This window comes from Saccharothrix sp. NRRL B-16348 (assembly GCF_001280085.1).
Taxonomy (GTDB): domain Bacteria; phylum Actinomycetota; class Actinomycetes; order Mycobacteriales; family Pseudonocardiaceae; genus Actinosynnema.
In genome coordinates this window covers 1-19835 of sequence record NZ_LGED01000256.1, presented here as the reverse complement: position 1 = coordinate 19835, position 19835 = coordinate 1, and the positions used below count along the sequence as shown (strand labels likewise).

Genomic DNA, 19835 nt, shown 5'->3' with positions numbered 1-19835 from the left:
GGTAAAGGAGAGGAGACGGCCATGATGCTTGTTGGTGTGGACGGCTCGCCGGCCAGCCGCGAGGCGCTGCGGTGGGCGTTGGCGCAAGCGGTGAAGACCGGTGACACCGTCGAAGCGACGATGGCGTGGCTGCGCGAGCCGGAGTTCGTGCCAGCCGCGTCGATGGGCGTGCACCCGCACGCCGACAACCCCAGCCGCCGGCACCCCGCGCGCGAACTCCACACGATCGTGGAGGAGGTCCGGGCGACCGTGCCGGGCGCGCCGCCGGTCACCGAGGTCACCATCATTGGTGACGCGGGCACCGCGCTGGCCCAGGCGTCCCGGCAGGCGGACCTGCTCGTGGTCGGCGCGCACGGGCACGGCAGCAGGCTGACCGAACTGATCCTGGGCAGCGTGGCGGCGGACTGCCTGCGCCACGCGACGTGCCCGGTCGTGGTCGTGCCGCCGGGCCGTGCCTGACCCGCCAGGGAGTCGTTCACGGCGGAAGGTGCGACGAAACGGGGGACCGGCCCGGTGGCCGGTCCCCCGTTCGTGGCCCGTGCGGCTTACTTGTCCGCAGCGGTCGCCCGGACGACGGCGAGAGGGCAAGGGGCGTGGTACACCAGCGCCTGGCTGGTGGAACCGAGCAGCATGCCGGTGAAGCCGCCTTGGCCGTGGCTGCCCACGACCAGCAGCCGGGCGTCCTTCGCGGCGTCGAGCAGCGCCCGGACGGGGCGGTCGTGGACGACGACGCGGTCCACGTGCACGTCGGGGTACTTCTCCTGCCAGCCCGCGAGGCGTTCGGCCAGCAGGCGCAGCTGCTCGTCCTCGACCTGCGACCAGTCGACGGTGAAGCGCGAGTGGTAGGCGCTGTCGACCAGGAAGTCGGTCCAGGCGATGACCGCGGTGAGCGGGGCGCCGAGCAGGGACGCCTCGGCGAACGCGTAGGCGATCGCCTCCTCGCTCGTGGGCGAGCCGTCCACACCGACCACGACCGGACCGTCCCGGCGGATCTCGTCGCGGACGACGACCACCGGGCACTTGCCGTGCGCGGTGACCGCGACGGCGACCGAGCCGGCCAGCAGGCCGGAGAAGCCGCCCAGCCCCTGCGAGCCCAGCACGACCAGCCGTGCCCCGTCCGAGGCGGCGATCAGCGCGGCGGCCGGCCGGTCGATCACGACGGCCGTCTCGACCTCCACCTCGGGGACGGCCGCACGGGCGGCGGCCGCGGCCTCGTCGACCCACCGCGACCCCTGCTGCTCGAACGCTTCCCGCACCTCGTGGCCGGTCAGCACGATCTCGGGGTAGCCGCGGGTGGGCAGCAGGAAGGCGTGCACGAGCTTGAGCGGCACGCGGTGGCGGGCGGCTTCCTCGGCCGCCCACTTCACGGCCGCCAACGCCGACGCCGAACCGTCCACACCGACCACGATCGGGGCAGTCATCACAGGTTCCTCTCCGAATCCGATGTCGGGACCGCAGGCGGACCCCACGTGTCTTCCCGTGTCGACGCTAGGCAGCCGACCGGACGGCGGCAGCGGTCCTAGGTCCTCACCGGGCAGGGACCTAAGGTCACCGCCGCTCACCGCCCACGACCCTGTGCCGCCGACGTCGAGCGGACCATCGTGGAGCCATGACCGACCGGATTCCCGCGCCTGTCGTCGTGACGGGCGACCACTCACCCTGGGGCGAAGCCGCCCTCCGGTGGGCGACCGAGTACGCCATGGCGACCAGGGCGCCGCTGGAGGTGCGCCCGCCGACCGCGGACCCCGTCCGCGACCTGATGCCGGCGGGTTCGCACGCCGGTCTGCTCGTGGTCGGCTACCGCGGCGCGAACGGCACCGCGTTCGGCCTGGGCAGACTGGTGTTGCCGCTGGTCGAGCACGCGGCGTGCGACGTCGTCGTGGTCCGCGGCACCGGCGAGGCCTTGCGCCGTGCCCACCGCCGGGTCACCGTGCTGCTGTCCGGTGACGCGTACGACGACGACCTGGCCCTGGCCCGGGCCGTCGCCTACGCCGAGCAGCAGCACGTGGCGTTGCGCGTCCTGCACGCCACGCCGTCGCTGCCGGTGCGGGTCGACGACCCAGTGTGGCCGGTCACCCACGCCGACGACGTGCTGCGCGGCATTCGTCGCACCTCGGTCCTGGCCAGGATGCACCCGCACGAGGCGATCACCCGGTACGCCGACACCGACCTGCTCGTGCCGGCCGGGCTGGGTCCGGTCACCCGCGCGGCACTCCACCACGCCCCGTGCCCCGTCCTGGTGGCACACCGCTACCCGGTCGACGTCGCACCACCACGTTCCGCGGAGCACGACCGAGCGGCCCACGCCGCGCGCTGACACGATGGAAGGACCTTGAGCGCGGGCGGGAGGGTCTTTGGACCCTGTGTCGGACGACTCGCGTCGGCGAAGGTCTGATCAGGCGGATGACGGAGGGGTGCAGTGGTGGCTCGGGTGTTTCTGGTGGACGATCACGAGGTGGTCCGCGTCGGTGTGCGGGAACTGCTCAACAGCGCGGACGACCTCGAGGTCGTCGGCGAGGCCGGATCGGTCGCCGAAGCACTCGCCAGGGTGCCCGACAGCGGCGCCGACGTCGCCGTGCTGGACGTGCGGCTGCCCGACGGCAACGGCATCGAACTGTGCCGCGAACTGCGCTCCCAACTGCCCGACCTCAAATGCCTGATGCTCACCTCCTTCACCGACGACGAAGCCCTCTTCGACGCCATCATGGCCGGCGCCTCCGGATTCGTCCTCAAACGCATCCTCGGCACCGACCTCCAGACCGCCGTCCGGACCGTCGCGGCCGGTGAATCGCTGCTCGACGCCCGCTCCACGGCCGCGCTGCTCAACCGCATCCGCCGCGAACGCGAACAAGGCGACCCCGTGCGGATGCTCACCGACCAGGAACGCGCCGTGCTGGACTACATCGGCGAGGGCCTGACCAACCGGCAGATCGCCGAGAAGATGTTCCTCGCCGAGAAGACCGTCAAGAACTACGTCTCCCACCTGCTCGCCAAACTCGGCCTCGAACGCCGCACCCAAGCCGCCGTCCTCGCCACCCAACTGCGCAAACCCACCCCTCCGTCGGAGGGCTAGGACGTCACACCAGCGGAACCTGCCAGGTCAGGCGGGTACCGCCGCCGGGTTCGGCGGTCACCGAACAGGTACCGCCCAACGCGCCGGCCCGCTGTTCGAGGTTGCGCAACCCGCTGCGGGCCACCTGCGGCGGCATGCCCACACCGTCGTCCACGACCGTGATGGTCAACTCGTCGCCCGCCTCCACGGTGAGCACCAACTCCTTCGCCCTGGCGTGCCGGACCACGTTGGTGACCGCCTCCCGAACCACCGCCTCGGCGTGCTCGCCGACGTCGTCGGGCACCGAGTTGTCCACCGTCCCGGTCATCCGCACGGTCGGCGTGACCGGCGCGTTCTCCGTCAGCTCGGACACCAGGTCCAACAGACGCCGCCGCAGACCCGGCAGGTCGTCGCCCGCCTGGAGGTCGAAGATCGACGTACGGATCTCCAGCACCGTCTCGTCCAACTGGTGCACCGCCTTGCGCACCCGCTCCCGCACCTGAGGTTCGCGGATCGCACCCAACGCGCCCTGCAGGCTCATACCGGTGGCGAACAACCGCTGGATCACGTGGTCGTGCAGGTCACGCGCGATCCTGTCCCGATCCTCCAGCACGTCCACCAACCTGCGCGCCCGCTGGTTCTCGGCGAACTCCAACGCCACCGCCGCCTGGTCGGCGAACGACGCCAGCAACGGCACCTGCTCCGCACCGAACCGGGCGCCGTCCTTCTCCCGCGCCACCAGCAGCACACCCGTCACGGCCGAACCCACCCGCAACGGCACCGCGACCCCCGGACCCGCGTCGAGGGGCGCGTCACCAAGCCGACCATCGAGGTCCTCGATCAGCATCGGCGTGCCGGAGGCGAGCACCTCCCCCACGACCGTCCCGGCACCGGCCAGCAGACCGCCGAGCAGGCCCTCGACGTGCTCACCCACGCCCGCGACCATCCTCAACCGCTGCCCGTCCACGCCCTCGACCAGCACGATCAGCGACATCGTCGCCGCCGCCAGCTCACGGGTCCGCTGCGCGATCAGCCGAAGCGCGTCGTCGGCCGAAGCGCCGCCCAGCAGCTCAGTGTTGACCTCCGCGGTGGCCTCCAGCCACCGCTCACGCATCCGCGACCGCTCGAACAACCGGGCGTTCTCCACCGCGACGCCGGCCGCCGCGGCCAGCGCGGTCAGCACGACCTCGTCATCGGCGCTGAAGTCGTTGCCGTCGATCTTCTCCGTCATGTAGAGGTTGCCGAACACCTCGTCGCGCACCCGCACCGGAACGCCGAGGAAGCTGTGCATCGGCGGGTGGTTCGGCGGGAAGCCCACCGACGCCGGGTGCTCGGCCAGGTCGTGCAGCCGGATCGCCCGGGGATCCTTGATCAGCAGCCCGAGCAGGCCCTTGCCCTGCGGCAGGTGCCCCATGTGCGACCGCGTCTCCGGGTCGATGCCGACGTAGACGAACTCCGACAGGTTCTCCTGGGTGCCCAGCACGCCCAACGCCCCGTACCGCGCGCCGACCAGCTCCACGGCGGCCTGCACGATCCGCTGCAGCGTCGAATCCAGCTCCAACCCCGCGCCGACCGCGATGACGGCGTCCAGGAGACCCTGCATCTTGTCCCTGGTCGAGGCGATCTCGGTCAGCCGCTCCCGAACCTCGTCCAGCAACTCGTCCAACCGCAACCCACCCAGCAGGCGGTGCGGCATCTCCTCGTCAGCAGATTCGACCACGGGACCAGCCTCTCACCACCACCAGACGCGGCCAAGTCCGCCGGACCCTGCTCGGAAGGGACCTTCGACCGTGTGTTCCCGCTCCCCGGCGACGCACAGTGGAGGTGTTGGTTCGATCAGCAGAAGTAGGCAGGGACGATATGGCAGACGTGACCGAGGTGCTCGGGCTTTCCGCAGACGAGGTGACCGACGTGCTCACGACCGTCACGCTCGCCCCATCGGTGCACAACACCCAACCCTGGCGGTTCCGACTCGCACACGACCGGATCGAACTGCACGCCGACCAGGCACGCAGGCTGCCCGCCACCGATCCCGACGACCGGGAAATGCGGCTGTCGTGCGGCGCGGCCCTGTTCAACCTCCGCCTCGCCCTGCGCGACCACCGCATCCGACCCCTGGTCACCCTGGTCCCGGGCGCCGAAGCACCCGGAGCACTGGCCACGGTCCGCCGAGGCGGTCACCGAGACCTCGACGACGAGACCCGGCAGCTGATCAAGGCGATCCCGACGCGGCGCTCCAACCGCAAGCCGTTCCGGGACGTGCCGGTACCCCTCGAACACCGGCACGCGCTGGTACGCGCCGCCGAACGAGAGCGGTCGTGGCTGCACGTCGTGACCGACCGGAACGAACGCGCCCGGCTGCAGGGTCTCGTGGCCAAGGCGCAGCGGATCCAGGCCAGCGCGCCGGACGTGCGGGCCGAACTGACCGACTGGACCGGCCCGCGAACCGGCGACGGCATCCCACCCGCGTCCGGCGGCGTACGTCCCGCGCCCCAGGACGAGTGGGCGATGCGCGACTTCCAGGCCGCCGAACGCCCACCGGGCAAGGACTACGAATCCGACCCGCTCGTCGTCGTGCTGTGCTCGTTCTACAACGGACCCCTCGCCGAACTCCAAGCAGGCCAAGCCCTGCAACGCGTGCTCCTCACCGCCACCACCCTCGGCCTCTCCGCCTCCTTCATGTCCCAGGCGATCGAGGTGCGTCCCGTCCGCGACGAGCTCCGCCGCGCCCTCGGCGGAACCCTCGAACCTCAGACCGTCCTGCGCATCGGCTTCGGCTCACCCGTCCCCGCCAGTCCCCGCCGTACCGTGCGGAAGCTCCTTCTGGAGCCGATCAGAACGGCTTGAGCTTGCGGCGACTGAACCAACGCAGCCCGTCACGGCGCTTGCGGTCCATGCGCCGCAGCCAGGACCGGCGGTGGTGCGACGCCGGCGGCGTGGACGGGGTGCGCCCAGTGGAGCCGGTCGGCGACGAACGGGCACACCACCTGCGGCACGCCGGCGGTCAGCGCGGCGGCGGTGGTGCCCGCTCCCCCGTGGTGCACCACGGCGCCCAGGCGCGGGAACAGCCACCGGTGCGGCACCTGATCGATGACGTGCACGTCCGGTGTGGATGGTGGGGTGATGCCGCCTCGACCGGTGGCCGGCACGCGCGGACACCGGCCGCGCGGACCGCCTCGGTGAGGATCCGGCCGGTGCGCGCGGTGTCGCGGCCGGTCATGCTGCCGAAGCCGACGTAGACCGGCGGTGGTCCGGTGGACAGGAACTCCTCGAGGTCCGGCGGCGGTGTCCACGGGACTTCGGGCAGGTACCAGAAGCCGGTGGTCGCACGGCGGTCGGCCAGTCCTGGGCGACAGGGGTGGTCAGTCGGCTGAACGCCGGGAGCACCAGGCGGTCACGGCCGTGCTGGTCGTGCAGCAGGTCGTGGGCGCCGCGCCGACGCGGCAGGCCGAGCTGGTCGACCCGGCACCGGTCGGCGATGCCGGCGTAGGCCCGCAGCATCGCGCTCACCGCCAGGTAGGTGGCGCGGTTGAGGCAGTTGGGCAGTTGGGCAGCGACAGCATGGGGCACGGGCTGGGTCCGGACCTGTCCGATCCCGGATTCGACAACACTGTGTTGACCGGTTTCGGCGACGGCTCATCGCCCACGGACTTGAGGAGAAGGTGCCCTTCAGTTGGATGCCAGTCAGGTTGAGCACCGCGTGGACGCGACGCAGGTCCGGCACAGCCACCGCCTGCTTCTTCCGGTGGTGGATCAGCCCGTGCCCCGCCCCGACTTCCGTTTCGCGCAGGACCAGCAGTTCAGGTGGGTCTTCGAGCGCGCGGGCATACGGTTCGAGCCGATCACCGGACACCGTCAGTCGACCCGCCTCCGCGCGACTGACGTAGGCCTGGCTCACCTTGGACCCGTGGCCTTCCAGTTCCCTCGTGGCCTCGGCCACGTCACCCTGCTTCAACCCGCGCGACTCGCGCGCGAGCACCAGCATCCGCAGCTGCGCGGTTCCTGCTCGGCGTGTCAAGGGTCACCGTTCACGACGACCGTGACCCTGCGGGGAGAATGGCTCGGACGATCCGGGGGATCGAGCCAACGCGCTACTTGCTGCTCAGCGTGATCAGGCACATGGAACCGAAATTGTCCGCGTTCAGAGGTTTCCCGCCGTTGGCCGCGTACAGGACACCGTGCTCTCCCTCGGTCTCGTCCAGGAAGAACTCAAGCCGCCCGTCGAACCGGGCAGGATCGTGCCCGTTCTGCAGCAGTTCGACGACCGTACGCCCGTCGTAGTCCGCAGCGAGAACGCTCTCGGCCGTCTCCTTCAACTCCCTGGCCATCGGCTGACCAACCCCGGCGCCCTTGAGGTACATCGCCACCACCCCGCTCGCGATCAACTGCCACGGTCAACGCCACTCGAGGCCAGCAGCGTCCTGCCGCGGTAGACGACCTCGATACCCGCAGATTGCGGCGCACTCCAGTCCTCGGTGGACTCATCGGCACTGGCCACCGTGCCCGTACCCTCGGCACCCTGCTCGTCGCGCGCCCGATGTTGGTAACCCCGGATATTGGAACCTGCGGAGTTCTGTCTTCTGGCCGCCTGGCATGTCCCGTTGTGTCGGGATTGGCCTCAGATGGCGGGCCGCCTAGGTGGACTCTCCGCGGGCTTGCCGCCGTTCCTGGCGTCGTTGCTCTTCGTACTGCTCGAAGCAGTGCTGGCAGCGCGGTGCCCATCGTTTGAGTGGGCGGTGGCGTCCGGCCAGGTGCGCGCGTGAGGGGTGTCCGTCCCTGACCGCGTCGTATTCGGCGCTGCCGGAGGCGAGGAATCGTAGGAGCAGGTACTGGCCTAATTCGAGGAGCAAGGCGAAGAGTGGGGGCACGACGAGGAGCGCGACGGGAGCGAGCACGATCCCTATTAGCCACCACAACCACCCAGGTTCGACCAGTGCCACCGCGGAAAGGATCGTGCCTCGGGGATCGGCCAGCACGGTCGCGGCGAAGCCGACATCGGGTCGCCTGGTCATCAGGCTTGGGGTCGGGTGATCCAGGCCCGCCTGGGACGCAGCGTGCCCAACGCCGCCGCTCCTTCGGCCGGAGCGGTCCCGTCCCCCGACGCCTTGGCCTGGCGTGCGGGTCGTGCCGTCGCCACGGGTTCGATCAGCTGCTCCATCCCGCAGCCCAGGATGTCCATCAGCGCGACCAGGGTCTTGAGATTCAAGCGCTCGGGGCGTTCGACGACCAGCCGATAGACCTGGCTGGTCGACAAATCGATGCCCCGCTCGGCCAGCAGCGGGCGGAGATCGCTGGTGGAGAAAATGCCGCGAGTCGCCATCAACTCCCGCAGATGCCACCGGTAGTCGAGCCTGCTCATCCGGACCACTCCCCGTCCTCGGCGAACGCCCGCTCCAGCGCCCGCTGCATCATCGTGTTCATGAAGTCGCCGTTGACCGCGGTGTAGAGCGCGGTCGTGGACGCGTACCTATGCCCGACCTGCTCCTGCACGAACTTTGGATCGGTGCCGTCCTCGATCAGATGGGTCACATAGCTGTGCCTCATGCAGTGCGGGGACCAGCGCCTCCTCCATACCCAGTTCGTCCCGGTACTCGCCGAACCGCGACTCCATCTCCCGGGTCTGCAGCCGCGTGCCGCGCTCGGTCACGAACAACGCCCGACTGTCCCCCACCCCCAACAACGGCCGCACGTTGACCACGTAGTCCTCCAACGCCTCCACCGCCCACGGCATGACACTGAGCACCATCCGCCGCCGCGGCGGCGAGCCCCGACTGGCCTTCCCCCACCTCACGTGCAACTGCCCGAACCGCCCGAACTCCGGCGCCTTCGGATTGCGGTAGCAGTCCTCCAGGTCCAACTTCGACGCTTCACGGACCCGCAGACCCCACCCGTAGATCACCTTGAACACCGTCGCGTCGCGGTAAGCGGTCAGCGCCCCCTTGCGACGCAGCCGGATCGCCCGCTCGACCCGGTCATCGGCGTGATCGAAGAACCGCTGAAGTTCGTCCCTGCTCATCGGACGGCGGTCCGGACCGCCCTCGTAGTCCGCGACATGGCTGACGGTGTTCCACTCATGACAGACCTACACCGGATGGGTGCCGAACCGGGCCTCGCACTCCTCGGCCCAGCGGTAGGCGGGCGAGGTCAGGTAATTGCAGAAGTCCCGCACACCCGTCTGGTAGTTGCGCAACGTCGACGGCTTGCGCTTCGCCCCCGTCACCAACTCGCCCATCCACTCGTCCATGTGGGCAGCGGTCCAACACCACGGGTACTCGCCACTGAACTCCAGGAACGCCGTCACCGCGCGCCGGTAGCTTCCTACGGTGCCGCCGTTCAACCGCCGACCGCCTCGAAGCTGCTTGTCCCACCCGGACAGCATCGCCTCCAACACCGCGTCCTCGGGGTGCAGCAACGCGACGCCGTCGACCAACTCCAGCCGCGCCGAACCAGGCAACTCACCCCGGCCACGGTCCACGGGCGCCCCTCATCTGATGTCGTTCGATCGCCTGACCCGGCCAAGAACAGCCGCCTGTACTCCTGTGTGCGCAAAAACCAACAGGGTTACAAGGCGATTGCCGTCCCACCTTCCCTGACGATCGTCAACAGCGGCGACATCTACCAGCACGTGAGAGAATGGATCGAAGCACTTGACAACTGTCTCGACATGGCCGACAGCAGGCGCGAACTTCTCAAGAACGAACTGCGACTCCTTTGCGAAAATCCGGACGCCTATGTCCGCACCGAAGGCGGACTGCGCCTCCTCAAGCCCTGCTGGCTCTGAATCTCGAAACAGCACCGTCGCACCGCATGCTCCCGCAAGCCATGCTTGACGACGCCGCGATGACAGGGGCCGAACGAACTGGGATGTCACCTGATCCTCGGTCTCATCGGAGAACTCCAGACCACCCAGGAGGCCCCGAGGCATCGCGCCAGTCCCCCGGTGCAGGCAACTGCGACCCGACAGCGGCCCGAACACCACCCACTCGTTGACACTCCTGTCCCGACGCCAGCTATGAACAGCCGACCACCTAATGCTCAGGAGGTGCACCATCGCCGCCAACAGTCGCATCACCGGCGTCACCCGACGTCGCCTCCTTGAGGCACTGGCCCACACGTCCTGGAGTGGAGGGCTCGACGAGATCGACTTCCTCGACCGTCTCTACGACCTCGACCAACTACCCAGCACCGACTCCCGGCACACCACTGCGCGCGAGGACATCATCCGACACCGCCGGGCCAACCTCGACTGGGACGAGGACTGGATTTTCCACGACCAACGGTTCGGCCTGGCCGACAGCGACCAGGCACTGGTGGAGTTCCTGGCCGAGATGCTGCACCCCGCGGTCCGCACCGACCTGGTCGAAGTCGAGCACCTGCACGCCCTGCTCAACCGGATCCTGGCCCACGACGGCTACGAACTCGTCCAGGTCGACGCCATCAGCGGCACCCCGATCTTCGCCGCCCACCGCATCGACACAGGCGTGCCAGGCTCGGGGAAGAACCTGCTCTTCGCCGCCGACGGTCCCAAACCGGAGATCGTGTTCAGCGACGCGGTCAACAACGACATCCGCGTCGTGAAGAACGAGCAGTTCTGCCTCGTCTACGACCGGCCCCTCCCGGCCCGAGGGCTGACCTGGACCGACCTGACCGTCTGGTGGGCCGACCGGGAAAAACTGATCGGAGCCCGGTCCGACGAGATTTCGAGCAGCCTGTACCGACGCCTGGACCGCTCACTGGGCACCAACGACGCCGAACGCAGGGTCCTGCGCACCTACGCCGACCGCCACCTCCGACTCGGCCCCGACATCCCGGCGCTGCTACCCCAGGTGTACCTGCACTACGACCCCTACACCCGATCACACCACGTACCCGCCACCGCACCTTTGGCACACCAGCGTATGGACTTCCTCCTGCTGCTGCCTCAATGCATCCGCATCGTCATCGAATGCGATGGCAAACAGCATTACGCCGACCCCGCCACCGGACAGGCCGACCCACGCCGGTATGGCGAGATGGTCGCCGAGGACCGCGAGCTGCGCCTGCGCGGCTATGAGGTCTACCGCTTCGGCGGCACCGAACTCACCGACACCCCCACCAACCGCCAACGGCTCGCCACCTTCTTCGACCGCCTCGCCGAGCGCTACTCCACTTGATCTCCCGGCGCCTACGCCCGCCCAGGCCCAGTACCCGAGAGGTTTCCCTGCTACATCCTCAGTCGCAGTGTTCGGGTCACGTGAAAGGGGTGTAGCCAAGCCGTTCGATACGGGCCAAACTGGCCGGTTTCCGGGCGTCGTCGCTCGCCTTGGGATGTCGCAGGCGCAGCGGTGTCGCGGGCGGGTCGTTGAGGTACTCGGCGAACGGGCAACCGGCCGGGTGTGGGCAGTCGTCGACGATGTGGTTGCAGAACTTGCACAGCCATCCGCGGACGAACCCGGTGAAGTGGTCATGGTCGACGACCTCGCCTCGGCGACCGCAGGTCTGGCAACGATCCCCGAGGGCCTCGATCAGTGCGGCCCGAACCCGTCCCAGTCCATTGCGGGTGGTCCGCAACGGCGGCCAGTGGTAGTGACGGTGACAGCGCATCCGGTAGGGCACCAGATCAGGCTCGGTCACCGTGTCGGTCAGGCGAATCGTCCACCGCACCGTCAACACACGCTCCCGGACCAACCGACTGCCGCGTCCTCGCGGCCGAGGACCTCTCGGTTCGGATACGACCAACCCGTCCTGATCCACCCACCACCCGTACCTCTTGGTATGGCGCAGCAGTCCGGGTGCGTCAGCACGCCGCCGTGCCTGAGCACACATGTACTCGTCACCGACACGCAGATGATGCAGCCCGTCATCACCGAGCACCGCTACCGATACGGGATCGGGCTCCGCGCTGACGGTCACCTGACCCAGGCACCACCGGGGATTTGCCCGGCGCACCAGATCGGCCACACCCTCGCGGTTCAACTCCATCGCATAACGCCACAGCAGCGCGCGCCGTCGGTGCTCAGGCAGGTCGTCCAACTCCACGACACCTGGTGTACCCGATTCGACGCTTGGCGGGAGCGCGGTATCGACGTCTGCGGCTATGCGGGTCGACGGCATCGGGGCGCACCCCTGCGAGGCCCGACGTCAGGCAGAGATGGGCCCGGTCCCCCAACCAGGCGACAAGAGCAGCCGTCGGTTCGTGCCTCTGTGAGGCCACGCGACCGGCACCGGCATCACCGCGCCGGTCGGCTCGGCGCCTGTGCCCCTCACCGAGGGTGCGTGCCGGCCCTCTCTGACCTGCGGGATTCGGCGGTTACGCTGCGGCGTTTCGTATCGGATGCCGCTGGTGCGAGTTACCCGGTGTCGGCCCGCACGAGCCAGCGGACACGGCGGCGAGAGGACGACGATGGACGGTCACGACGAGGACACGGTCGTGGGGTGGGAGCCGGTACGCCGCGGCAGGTTCGCCGGGCTGCTGGCCAGCCTCGCCGAACACGGCGCGGGCACCCGCCGCGCCCGCGTGCGCGGACGGACCATGACCGGCGTCGCCGACGTCCTTGCCCATACCGAAGCCGGGGGCGAGGCGTCGGCGGCCGACAGCGATGGCCACTGGACTGTGACAGTCAACCCGTCCGCTCCCGCCTCGCCAGGCCACTCCCAGGGGGAGCGCGGCGCGTGACCCTGCCGTTGGACACCGACAGCGAGAACCGGCTCGCCACCCTGTTGCGGGAGGTCTGGGATGAGGTCTGCGCCTACGCCGAGCGGCGGCTGCCCGGCGATCCTCAGCAGGCGGAGGACCTCGTTCAAGAGGCCGCCGCCGACCTCGTACGCCGCTGGCATGACCGCGGCGAGGTCAGCCGCAGCCGTGCGGTTGCCATGCTCAAGACCAGTATCAAGCGCGACATCGTCGACCTGTGGCGATCACAGGGGCGGCGGCTGACCAGCCCGGTCGCCGTCGACGACCGGGTGCTGCTGGACCATCTCGACCGCGACACCGGCTCCGAGCACGAGATTCTGGCGCTGCTGATCGCCCTCGACGATAAGACCTGGTCTCAACTCGGCGTGTCGCTAGGCTAGGTGAACCAACGGCCCGCCCCTGGCTCCGCACCGCCCGCCCGTGGGCCCGGCCCGACGGACCGGAAGTCCGTCAGAGAGACTGGGGGCCAGTGCCCGCCCTCTCGACCTGGAGCCTTTGATGCCGCAAGGGACCGTCCGTTGGTTCGACGCCGAACGTGGTTTCGGCTTCCTCGCGCCCGAGGACGGCTCGCCGGACGTGTTCGTGCACGCCTCCGAGATCGTCGAGGACGGCGGCGCGAAAGTGCTCCGCGAGGGTCAGGCCGTGGTGTTCGAGGTCGGCAAGAACGACCGCGGGCCCCAGGCGCTGCGCGTTCGCGTCACCGCCGATGCGGCCACCGGCAGCGCCGTGGGCCTGCTCGGCACCGTCAACTGGTACGAGCCGGGCAAGGGGTACGGCTTCGCGTCGCCGGACGGCGGCGGCGCCGACATCTTCGTGCACAGCTCCGCCATCGTGACCGGCGGCGTGGTCACCGAGGGGCAGCGGGTGGCATTCCTGATCGTCGAAGGCGAGCGCGGCCCGCAGGCCGGGCACGTGATCCCGCTGGGAGCAGGGTCCGGCTCACCCGCTGCGGCTGGTATCTCGGACGGTGCCGACGGCACGGTGGCCTGGTACGACGAGGACAAGGGCTTCGGCTTCATCAACCCCGACTCCGGCGCCGGGGACATCTTCGTTCACGCCCAGGCCCTGGCCGAGGGGCTGACGTGGCTCGCGGAGGGCGACCGCGTCGCCTACGAGGTGGCTAGTGGAGACAAGGGCCCGCAGGCCCGCGACGTGCACTTGGTCAGGAGCGCCGAGCCCCAGACGGCGCCGCAGCGGTCGGCACCTGCCGCGGCCGCAGGGCCGGCCGCGCGGGACGTGCCCGTACGAGCCGGCGAGGGCGTCGTCGCGCGCTACGACGGCGACCGCGGCTTCGGCTTCATCACCCCGGACGCAGGCGGCGACGATCTCTTCGCCCACGTGTCCGTGATCATGGGGTCGGAGCCGCTGCAGAAGGGTGACCGGGTCCGGTACGCGGTGCGTCAGAGCGACCGGGGCCCGCAGGCCGACCGCATCGAACGCCTCTGAACAGGCGGCCCCACCGATGGCTGATCACTTCCCGACGAGAGTGCTCGTTCATCCCCAGTGCGCACAGACGTTTGCCGAGCACGGTGTCGAGGTGGAGGAAGTCCGCCGCGATGATGCCTTGGGCCTGGGCGGTGAGGAACTCCCGCCAGGTCGGACCGGTGCGGCGTGGCACCGGGTCGATGCCCGCGTCGTGCAGGATCTGCCAGACCGTCGAGGCGGCGATGCGATGGCCGAGCCGGGCCAGTTCGCCCTGGATCCGCCGGTGACCCCACCGCGGGTTCTCTCTGGCGAGCCGCAGCACGAGCGACTTGATCGCAGCTCGAGTTGGTGGACGTCCGGTGCGTCGCCGCGCGGTGTGGTCCCACTTGCGGGCCACGAACCTGCGGTGCCAGGCGAGCAGGGTGCCCGGCGTAACGGGAAAGACCTCTGGCCAACGGCGACGGTCCACCAGTCCGGACAGGGCGGCGAACCAGAATCGATCCGCAGGCTTGTAACGGACCGCACCCGCCAGTTGCCGACGAAGGACCGCATTCTCGTGCCGCAGCACAAGCAGTTCGGCGTCCTTCGCGGCCTCGCTGCGCAGCAGCGCCGACGGGATGGACAGCAGCTTCCGGGTCGCCTGGTACAGCAGGGACACGATCACCCGGACATGCCCTCAACACGCTGACACCCCTGCTCTACCAGCGACGATGACTTTTCGAGCGGCACAGGTTCATGGTGGAGACCTCGGGCCCCTGACCGCCCGCGCGTCACCCCCGCTCCGCCGCGCCGTAGGGATATCCCTACCCACGAACGCGGGACAGCACCTCGACGTCGAGGGATGACCCCAGCGACTCCACTGCCCGGGAACGACACGCTTTGACTGTCAAGGCAGGCGAAACGGCGAGTCCAGCTATTGGCCGGCATTGGCGATCGAACCGAACTCCCGACCGGCCGCGCTGAACCACGTGCTCGCCGACGTCGCCGCCATCGTCGCCCGCTGGGCCTGATTCCTCACAGGAGACCCCTTGCCACCGCCCATTCGGCACAACCCGACCAATCCGACCGGCTCAAACAGACACCGCCGGTCGTCGGCGCCGACATTCCGGTCGAGCCGGCCGGTCCCCAGCTCCCAGCGGGTACCGGCACCCCAGCCGCGGAGCGGCGGTGTCCGGCGGCAGCCGATCTCGCGGATCGCGGACGATGCGATGGCCAACTCCGGGCGGATCACCGAGGCCAGTCGCGCGGTCGAGCGCGTGATGGGCAGCGCGATGTCGAAACCCCGAGCCAGCGCCGGCTCGGGTGGCACGCGACTGTCCGGCATCACCCCGAACGGCAATAAGATCAAGTTCACGCCGGACCAGGTGCAGCAACTACGACTGGCAAGCTGGGGCGGCCAAACCGTCGGTATCTCCTTCCCTTCCAAGCCCGGTGATGTAGAGATCAACGAGAATTGGGCGTCAAGGGTACGGAACAGCGACCGTCGCTACATCCCTGACTACAACAAGGGCAGCAACCACCGCCACGCACCGACCCGGTCCGCACCATGGCACAACCCCGGGAACCCGAACAGGCTACCGTTCTACCTGCACGGACACGGGACCGCGGAAGGGTTCACGATCAATGTCAACACGGCGCGGCCCGGTCGCCCGCCCAAGTACAAGAAGGTTTACATCGACGGTGGAACCCACGGTCAACTGGTCAAGGTCAACGAGCACTTCCGACGGGCGTCCGCGGCAGAACCGACGCGACCGCTGGTCTACTTGGCGTGCGAAGCCGGAAACCCGTCCGGCAGGTTGGCTCGTGACTCAGCGCGAGTCGTGCGCGAAGCGGGACACACGGGTACTGCTTACGCGGGGACCGGGAAAGTGTACACGATTCATGACGACCTGCATTCATGGGTCGGCGTGGAGCAGGGAGAGGCCAAGGGGACCAAGATCTCGGGCGAATTCCGGGTGGTCTAGCGAACTGGACTGGAGCTATTCGGCTCCGGTTTCGCGATGGAGAGGTGTTGGCAGTGATGGATCACACGTCGTCCCCTGCGGAGCCTGGCGACTGGACCGTGCTGGTCGATCCGGAATGGCGCCCGCGCTTCCCGGACGAGCAGCCGCCCGCCGAGGCGATGGTGGGCGGCTGGCCCTTGGACGAGGAGGGCAACCTCGGGCTGTTCCAGCCCAACCCCGACTTCGTGCCGGCGGGCGACGCCTCGCCGACCGATCCCGTCGACGCGGTGCTGCGACTGGTCGCCCGGGGTGAGGCGGACGTGGACGCGCTGATCCCGACAATCCGGAACGCGGTGCTGGAGGTCGCTGTGTCCGATGACGGGCAGCTCATGATCGGGGCCGCTCCCGACGGCGTGCCCTGTGTCGCGGTGGCCACGGCCGCCGTGCACCGGAAGCGGGTCGGCACCGAGCACTGGGGTCAGGTCACGGCCGACGACCTGGTCCAGGTCCTGCCGGAGGGCACGGACATCCTGCTGAACCCGGATGGCCCGGCCTCCCTGCGGCTGGTCGCGAGCGCCCTGCGCGCGCACGTCGAGCAGGATCCCGGCGGACGCTGACCGTCCACGCGCAGAACGCGAATACCACCTGGACACCCTGATCCCGGACAGCGGTCTGGGACGAGGGTGTTCGCCGTGTCAGGCAAGTCGAAGTACCCCGAGCAGTTCCGCAGGGACGAGACCGCCGGCCCCTGACCGCCCGCTCCACCGTGCCATAGGGATATCCCTACCCGCGAAGGCGGGACAGCACCTCGACGTCGAGGGATGACCCCAGCGACTCCACCGCCCGGAAACGACACGCTTTGCTTATCAGGCCAAGGCGACACGGGGAGTCCAGGTGATGGTCAGCATCGGCGAGGCGGCGACCTTCGAACGGAGGATCGCCGCGGTTGCCGCGATTCGCGACAACGTGGTGGCGGCCCTGCGCTTCCTTCTCCGGGACCGCGACGGCAAGTACAGCCAGACGTTCGACGCCATCTTCCAGGGCGAGGACCTGCGCGTGATCAAGAGCGCGCCGCAGGCGCCCCGGATGAACGCCCACTGCGAACGGGTCATCGGCACCCTCCGACGCGAACTCCTCGACCACATCCTGATCACCGGCGAAGCCCACGCACACAAGTCCTCAAGACCAACGAAGACCACTACAACCGACACCGACCCCACCAAGCCCGCGACCAGCTACCACCCGAAGCCCGGCAGCACCCTGCCGCAGTACACGACCTCGACACCCGCAGAGTGCTCCGCACCCGCATCCTCGGCGGACTCGTCAACGAGTACAGACACGCCACCTGACCAGCAGCGATGACTTTTCGAGCGGCACAGGTGTGGCCGTGGCGGCAGCGGTAGGCGGCCCGGCCGTGGGAACGGTGGGAGTCCATCTTCCGCCCGCACCGGTACGTCATCGAACGCACCCTGGAGTGGGTTTCCCGGTTCCGACGACTGGCCCACCGCTAAGAACGCAAGGCCGCCCACTTCACGGCATTCACCCAACTGGCCTGCGCGGTGATCTGCTACCGCCGAGCCGACAAGCTGGGCCCGTCGACTCACCACACCTCCAAATGAGATGAGATCTTACGGACCCAAGGGGCAGAGCATGGGTGAACCCGGCTGGGCTGTCGGCAAACGACATAGCGGCCTGCCCACGCTCTGTCTCTGACCGGACACACTCATCTGGCAGGGAACCGGTTTCACTCCTTGCGGAACCTGCGCTCGCCGTGCACGGCACCGACATGTTGGCATGGCGCTGCACGACCGTCATCCGTTCGCACGCGGGATGCACCAGCCTGGGTGCACACCGGACGCCTACGGCCTCGACTCCGAGTCCGGGGACGCGGGTGACGGCCCTGAGCGTACCGATCCCGACAAGATCGCCACCGTGCTCGCCGTGATGCGGAGCCTGGATATGACGCGGCCGGGGGGTTGGTGGCTCCAGATCGGGCACCGAAGAATGTCGGTGCTGAAGAACTCGCCCCCGGATGAGGCCGTGAAATCGCAACTGGACCTCTTCGATCACAGTACGTGCGGATTCTGTCACCCATTCGGGTGACAAGTTCCGTCGGCCGGTAACGCCGATCAGATCAAGTTCGACTCCACGTGCACCCAACTGCTTTTATCGAAGGAAGCGGGAGGTGCCGCGATGGAGCGCGTCGACATCCCAGCCGAGTTGCGCGGGCACGTGATCGTTACCGGTGCAGACGGTGAAATCTTGGATACATCACCTGCCGAGGACGTAGCCGCCATGTTGACGGAGGCGATGAAGTCCGAGCGAGCGGTCCTCCACTTCCACGGCGGCCTGGTTCCGGAGAAGTCCGGACTCGCGATCGCGCGCAACCTCCTCCCGGTCTACAAGGCCGCCGACAACGCGTATCCGATCTTTGTCGTGCGGAAGTCGGGTCCGATGGAGATCTTGCGCGGGAACCTGGAGAGCATCCTCCGCGAGGAGCTTTTTAACTCCAGGAAGATAATGCGTGAGCCTGCTCCACACACCAATCCGGTCACGAACACAGCAGCCCTCTCGGGTGACGCCTACCATGGGTAACAGGTCGGGCTAATGCAGGGAGGTGATTCATGTCGCCTACAGCCGCCGAAATAGAACTCGCGCACCATGACGTCCTCGATCAGTGGCGCGCGATCCTGCACCAAGTGGACGAGTTGTCGATCGTCGACCGGTTGATTGTCACGAGGACGCTGATGGCTCGTGCACAGGGTCTTGTCGCGGCCGAGGGAATGATTCCCGGCGCCAGCTCAATGGCGATGGATGCTCAAGCGGTATCAGCGGCCGCCGCAGAGAAGGATCCCACGACGAAGATCCAGGTATGGACTGCGGCCATCGCAGCGGTCGTCGGATTCTTCGGCTGGTTCTCGAAGGAGAACATCCTTCCCGGGGCGCAGGAGGTCGCGGCGTCTGCAGGACGCGCGACCGGGACTGCAGTCGCCACCGCCGTTCTGTACGTCGGCATACCCGCCATTGTGTTCGTGTTGCTGCTGCGAGGTGCCTACGTCGCGTACCAGGCCATCACCGCGTGGAGCACCACGCCGAGGACGTCCACGACGTTGCTCGCTGCGGCGGCGCCAGCTGAGCAGCACGTGTTCCAACTGCTCGGGCGACAGGTTCCCGGCGGACAAGTGCTCACGGGCGGGACTTACGGCTGGCTCGCAGTGGCCGCGTTCCTGGCGGTATTGGTACTGGGATCGTTCGTCGTCGCGTTCCTCAGCGGGCTGTCAGACGGCGCCGGATCGGGGCCGGTGGTCCCGACGTGGAATCGCACGTTCAAGCTTCCGATCCCTACTACTTGACATACTGCTCCGAAGGCGTCCGTGTGCTTCCCTGTCCAGCTTCTGACCAGCAAAGTCGCGGCCGACGAGAGAGTCGTTGAACGCCGTCGGTTCGAAATCCCGCCAGCGCGTGCATCTGGTCAACGACGCGCTCGCGCACGCCCGCGCCGAACGTATTCAGGCGGGTCGGGACGTCCACCACCACGAGGTCCACCCGCCCGCACGAGCGCATGTGCCGCCGCCAGAGTCGGTGCCCGGTGCCCGGTGCAGCGAACGGCCGGGGTCCCCCTGGTGTCCACGCCGCGTGGTCGGCTAGTGTCCTGCGCCAGGAATTCGATCAAGATATGAGGCGAGGCGTTCGAGGATCTCGTCCGCGTCCTTGGTCCAGACGAAGGGCTTGGGGTCTTCGT

Annotated in this window: 27 protein-coding genes and 1 pseudogene; 15 read left to right on the top strand and 13 right to left on the bottom strand. The window is 68.7% G+C overall.

Annotation, left to right across the window (positions count from 1 at the left end; translation table 11 throughout):
• The first annotated feature begins 21 nt into the window (after nt 1–21).
• Nucleotides 22–459, top strand: coding sequence for a universal stress protein (locus ADK67_RS41985; protein ID WP_053722176.1), 438 nt, complete (start codon nt 22–24; stop codon nt 457–459).
• Between the two features lie 86 nt (nt 460–545).
• Here the strand turns inward: ADK67_RS41985 and ADK67_RS41980 are convergent, their stop codons facing one another.
• Nucleotides 546–1421 (bottom strand): universal stress protein, encoded by an 876-nt coding sequence (locus tag ADK67_RS41980; RefSeq protein WP_053722175.1) that lies wholly within the window; start codon nt 1419–1421, stop codon nt 546–548.
• Between the two features lie 188 nt (nt 1422–1609).
• Here ADK67_RS41980 and ADK67_RS41975 point away from each other — a divergent pair, with 188 nt between their 5' ends.
• Together ADK67_RS41975 and ADK67_RS41970 are read left to right on the top strand one after the other, a co-directional pair.
• Nucleotides 1610–2317 (top strand): universal stress protein, encoded by a 708-nt coding sequence (locus tag ADK67_RS41975; protein WP_053722174.1) that lies wholly within the window; start codon nt 1610–1612, stop codon nt 2315–2317.
• Between the two features lie 102 nt (nt 2318–2419).
• Nucleotides 2420–3073: a response regulator transcription factor gene (locus ADK67_RS41970; RefSeq protein ID WP_053722173.1), complete on the top strand. Its 654-nt coding sequence runs from the start codon at nt 2420–2422 to the stop codon at nt 3071–3073.
• A 4-nt stretch (nt 3074–3077) separates the two neighbouring features.
• On the opposite strand, the gene ADK67_RS41965 is transcribed toward ADK67_RS41970, so the two are convergent.
• Nucleotides 3078–4748 (bottom strand): GAF domain-containing sensor histidine kinase, encoded by a 1671-nt coding sequence (locus ADK67_RS41965; protein WP_053722172.1) that lies wholly within the window; start codon nt 4746–4748, stop codon nt 3078–3080.
• A 164-nt stretch (nt 4749–4912) separates the two neighbouring features.
• Between ADK67_RS41965 and ADK67_RS41960 the strand changes: the two genes are divergently transcribed.
• Complete coding sequence (locus ADK67_RS41960) at nt 4913–5899, top strand: Acg family FMN-binding oxidoreductase (RefSeq protein ID WP_053722171.1); 987 nt, start codon at nt 4913–4915, stop codon at nt 5897–5899.
• Nucleotides 5900–5928: 29 nt separating this feature from the next.
• Here the strand turns inward: ADK67_RS41960 and ADK67_RS41955 are convergent, their stop codons facing one another.
• The 9 genes and pseudogenes from ADK67_RS41955 to ADK67_RS54335 all read right to left on the bottom strand — a co-directional run bounded on the left by ADK67_RS41955 (nt 5929) and on the right by ADK67_RS54335 (nt 9527).
• Nucleotides 5929–6153: a nucleotide disphospho-sugar-binding domain-containing protein gene (locus ADK67_RS41955; protein ID WP_053722170.1), complete on the bottom strand. Its 225-nt coding sequence runs from the start codon at nt 6151–6153 to the stop codon at nt 5929–5931.
• 115 nt (nt 6154–6268) lie between these two features.
• Entirely contained in the window at nt 6269–6622 is a 354-nt protein-coding gene (locus tag ADK67_RS54350; protein ID WP_231648624.1) for a hypothetical protein, read from the bottom strand.
• A 238-nt stretch (nt 6623–6860) separates the two neighbouring features.
• Nucleotides 6861–7037: pseudogene (locus tag ADK67_RS55565) on the bottom strand (helix-turn-helix domain-containing protein); the annotation flags it as partial.
• A gap of 106 nt (nt 7038–7143) precedes the next feature.
• On the bottom strand, nt 7144–7413 hold the full coding sequence (locus ADK67_RS41950) for a hypothetical protein (RefSeq protein WP_231648623.1): 270 nt from the start codon (nt 7411–7413) through the stop codon (nt 7144–7146).
• Nucleotides 7414–7686: 273 nt separating this feature from the next.
• Nucleotides 7687–8064, bottom strand: a complete 378-nt coding sequence (locus ADK67_RS41945) for a hypothetical protein (protein ID WP_053722168.1) — start codon at nt 8062–8064, stop codon at nt 7687–7689.
• Nucleotides 8064–8411, bottom strand: a complete 348-nt coding sequence (locus ADK67_RS41940; protein ID WP_053722190.1) for a helix-turn-helix domain-containing protein — start codon at nt 8409–8411, stop codon at nt 8064–8066. The genes ADK67_RS41945 and ADK67_RS41940 overlap by 1 nt, the downstream gene beginning before the upstream one ends.
• Nucleotides 8408–8596 (bottom strand): tyrosine-type recombinase/integrase, encoded by a 189-nt coding sequence (locus ADK67_RS54345; RefSeq protein ID WP_231648622.1) that lies wholly within the window; start codon nt 8594–8596, stop codon nt 8408–8410. Before ADK67_RS54345 ends, ADK67_RS41940 begins: the two co-directional genes overlap by 4 nt.
• Nucleotides 8520–9068, bottom strand: a complete 549-nt coding sequence (locus ADK67_RS54340; RefSeq protein WP_231648626.1) for a hypothetical protein — start codon at nt 9066–9068, stop codon at nt 8520–8522. Before ADK67_RS54340 ends, ADK67_RS54345 begins: the two co-directional genes overlap by 77 nt.
• A 66-nt stretch (nt 9069–9134) precedes the next feature.
• The gene (locus ADK67_RS54335) at nt 9135–9527 is read right to left on the bottom strand and encodes a hypothetical protein (RefSeq protein ID WP_231648621.1); all 393 of its coding nucleotides are present in this window, start codon (nt 9525–9527) and stop codon (nt 9135–9137) included.
• A 66-nt stretch (nt 9528–9593) separates the two neighbouring features.
• Here ADK67_RS54335 and ADK67_RS51835 point away from each other — a divergent pair, with 66 nt between their 5' ends.
• On the top strand, nt 9594–9833 hold the full coding sequence (locus ADK67_RS51835; protein ID WP_157621535.1) for a hypothetical protein: 240 nt from the start codon (nt 9594–9596) through the stop codon (nt 9831–9833).
• A gap of 250 nt (nt 9834–10083) precedes the next feature.
• Nucleotides 10084–11205: a hypothetical protein gene (locus tag ADK67_RS41930; protein ID WP_053722167.1), complete on the top strand. Its 1122-nt coding sequence runs from the start codon at nt 10084–10086 to the stop codon at nt 11203–11205.
• A 76-nt stretch (nt 11206–11281) separates the two neighbouring features.
• Here the strand turns inward: ADK67_RS41930 and ADK67_RS50085 are convergent, their stop codons facing one another.
• The gene (locus ADK67_RS50085; protein ID WP_197289882.1) at nt 11282–12070 is read right to left on the bottom strand and encodes an endonuclease domain-containing protein; all 789 of its coding nucleotides are present in this window, start codon (nt 12068–12070) and stop codon (nt 11282–11284) included.
• Between the two features lie 364 nt (nt 12071–12434).
• On the opposite strand from ADK67_RS50085, the gene ADK67_RS41920 reads away from it, so the two are divergent.
• The 3 genes from ADK67_RS41920 (at nt 12435) to ADK67_RS55560 (ending at nt 14171) form a co-directional block, all read left to right on the top strand.
• On the top strand, nt 12435–12707 hold the full coding sequence (locus ADK67_RS41920; protein WP_053722165.1) for a hypothetical protein: 273 nt from the start codon (nt 12435–12437) through the stop codon (nt 12705–12707).
• On the top strand, nt 12704–13105 hold the full coding sequence (locus tag ADK67_RS41915; RefSeq protein ID WP_053722164.1) for an RNA polymerase sigma factor: 402 nt from the start codon (nt 12704–12706) through the stop codon (nt 13103–13105). Before ADK67_RS41920 ends, ADK67_RS41915 begins: the two co-directional genes overlap by 4 nt.
• 118 nt (nt 13106–13223) lie before the next feature.
• Entirely contained in the window at nt 13224–14171 is a 948-nt protein-coding gene (locus tag ADK67_RS55560) for a cold-shock protein (protein ID WP_053722163.1), read from the top strand.
• Here the strand turns inward: ADK67_RS55560 and ADK67_RS50080 are convergent.
• Nucleotides 14074–14814 (bottom strand): hypothetical protein, encoded by a 741-nt coding sequence (locus ADK67_RS50080; RefSeq protein ID WP_082404655.1) that lies wholly within the window; start codon nt 14812–14814, stop codon nt 14074–14076. The two genes, ADK67_RS55560 and ADK67_RS50080, sit on opposite strands and share 98 nt — an antisense overlap.
• 544 nt (nt 14815–15358) lie before the next feature.
• Here ADK67_RS50080 and ADK67_RS51830 point away from each other — a divergent pair.
• The 6 genes from ADK67_RS51830 (at nt 15359) to ADK67_RS41880 (ending at nt 19446) form a co-directional block, all read left to right on the top strand.
• Nucleotides 15359–16114 (top strand): hypothetical protein, encoded by a 756-nt coding sequence (locus ADK67_RS51830; protein ID WP_157621531.1) that lies wholly within the window; start codon nt 15359–15361, stop codon nt 16112–16114.
• Between the two features lie 56 nt (nt 16115–16170).
• A complete protein-coding gene (locus ADK67_RS41900) occupies nt 16171–16710 on the top strand; it encodes a type VII secretion system-associated protein (protein WP_063797910.1) in 540 nt (179 codons plus the stop codon).
• A gap of 277 nt (nt 16711–16987) precedes the next feature.
• On the top strand, nt 16988–17455 hold the full coding sequence (locus ADK67_RS41895) for a hypothetical protein (protein WP_053722160.1): 468 nt from the start codon (nt 16988–16990) through the stop codon (nt 17453–17455).
• A 432-nt stretch (nt 17456–17887) separates the two neighbouring features.
• The gene (locus tag ADK67_RS41890) at nt 17888–18196 is read left to right on the top strand and encodes a hypothetical protein (protein ID WP_053722159.1); all 309 of its coding nucleotides are present in this window, start codon (nt 17888–17890) and stop codon (nt 18194–18196) included.
• 90 nt (nt 18197–18286) lie between these two features.
• Nucleotides 18287–18688 carry a hypothetical protein gene (locus tag ADK67_RS41885; protein ID WP_053722158.1) on the top strand — a complete coding sequence of 134 codons (402 nt, stop codon included), beginning with the start codon at nt 18287–18289 and terminating at the stop codon, nt 18686–18688.
• 29 nt (nt 18689–18717) lie between these two features.
• A complete protein-coding gene (locus ADK67_RS41880) occupies nt 18718–19446 on the top strand; it encodes a hypothetical protein (RefSeq protein ID WP_053722157.1) in 729 nt (242 codons plus the stop codon).
• Nucleotides 19447–19835 lie beyond the last annotated feature (389 nt).

Bases quoted from the DNA above. Each gene is read 5' to 3' on its own strand.
- ADK67_RS41975 (WP_053722174.1), top strand. From the start codon at position 1,610: ATGACCGACCGGATTCCCGCGCCTGTCGTCGTGACGGGCGACCACTCA.
- ADK67_RS54345 (WP_231648622.1), bottom strand. From the start codon at position 8,596: ATGAGGCACAGCTATGTGACCCATCTGATCGAGGACGGCACCGATCCA.
- ADK67_RS41885 (WP_053722158.1), top strand. From the start codon at position 18,287: ATGGAGCGCGTCGACATCCCAGCCGAGTTGCGCGGGCACGTGATCGTT.
- ADK67_RS41890 (WP_053722159.1), top strand. From the start codon at position 17,888: ATGGCGCTGCACGACCGTCATCCGTTCGCACGCGGGATGCACCAGCCT.
- ADK67_RS41900 (WP_063797910.1), top strand. From the start codon at position 16,171: ATGGATCACACGTCGTCCCCTGCGGAGCCTGGCGACTGGACCGTGCTG.
- ADK67_RS41940 (WP_053722190.1), bottom strand. From the start codon at position 8,411: ATGAGCAGGCTCGACTACCGGTGGCATCTGCGGGAGTTGATGGCGACT.
- ADK67_RS41950 (WP_231648623.1), bottom strand. From the start codon at position 7,413: ATGTACCTCAAGGGCGCCGGGGTTGGTCAGCCGATGGCCAGGGAGTTG.
- ADK67_RS41920 (WP_053722165.1), top strand. From the start codon at position 12,435: ATGGACGGTCACGACGAGGACACGGTCGTGGGGTGGGAGCCGGTACGC.
- ADK67_RS41880 (WP_053722157.1), top strand. From the start codon at position 18,718: ATGTCGCCTACAGCCGCCGAAATAGAACTCGCGCACCATGACGTCCTC.
- ADK67_RS54340 (WP_231648626.1), bottom strand. From the start codon at position 9,068: ATGAGCAGGGACGAACTTCAGCGGTTCTTCGATCACGCCGATGACCGG.
- ADK67_RS41985 (WP_053722176.1), top strand. From the start codon at position 22: ATGATGCTTGTTGGTGTGGACGGCTCGCCGGCCAGCCGCGAGGCGCTG.
- ADK67_RS41960 (WP_053722171.1), top strand. From the start codon at position 4,913: ATGGCAGACGTGACCGAGGTGCTCGGGCTTTCCGCAGACGAGGTGACC.
- ADK67_RS41980 (WP_053722175.1), bottom strand. From the start codon at position 1,421: ATGACTGCCCCGATCGTGGTCGGTGTGGACGGTTCGGCGTCGGCGTTG.
- ADK67_RS51830 (WP_157621531.1), top strand. From the start codon at position 15,359: ATGGCCAACTCCGGGCGGATCACCGAGGCCAGTCGCGCGGTCGAGCGC.
- ADK67_RS55560 (WP_053722163.1), top strand. From the start codon at position 13,224: ATGCCGCAAGGGACCGTCCGTTGGTTCGACGCCGAACGTGGTTTCGGC.
- ADK67_RS41965 (WP_053722172.1), bottom strand. From the start codon at position 4,748: ATGCCGCACCGCCTGCTGGGTGGGTTGCGGTTGGACGAGTTGCTGGAC.
- ADK67_RS41945 (WP_053722168.1), bottom strand. From the start codon at position 8,064: ATGACCAGGCGACCCGATGTCGGCTTCGCCGCGACCGTGCTGGCCGAT.
- ADK67_RS41930 (WP_053722167.1), top strand. From the start codon at position 10,084: ATGCTCAGGAGGTGCACCATCGCCGCCAACAGTCGCATCACCGGCGTC.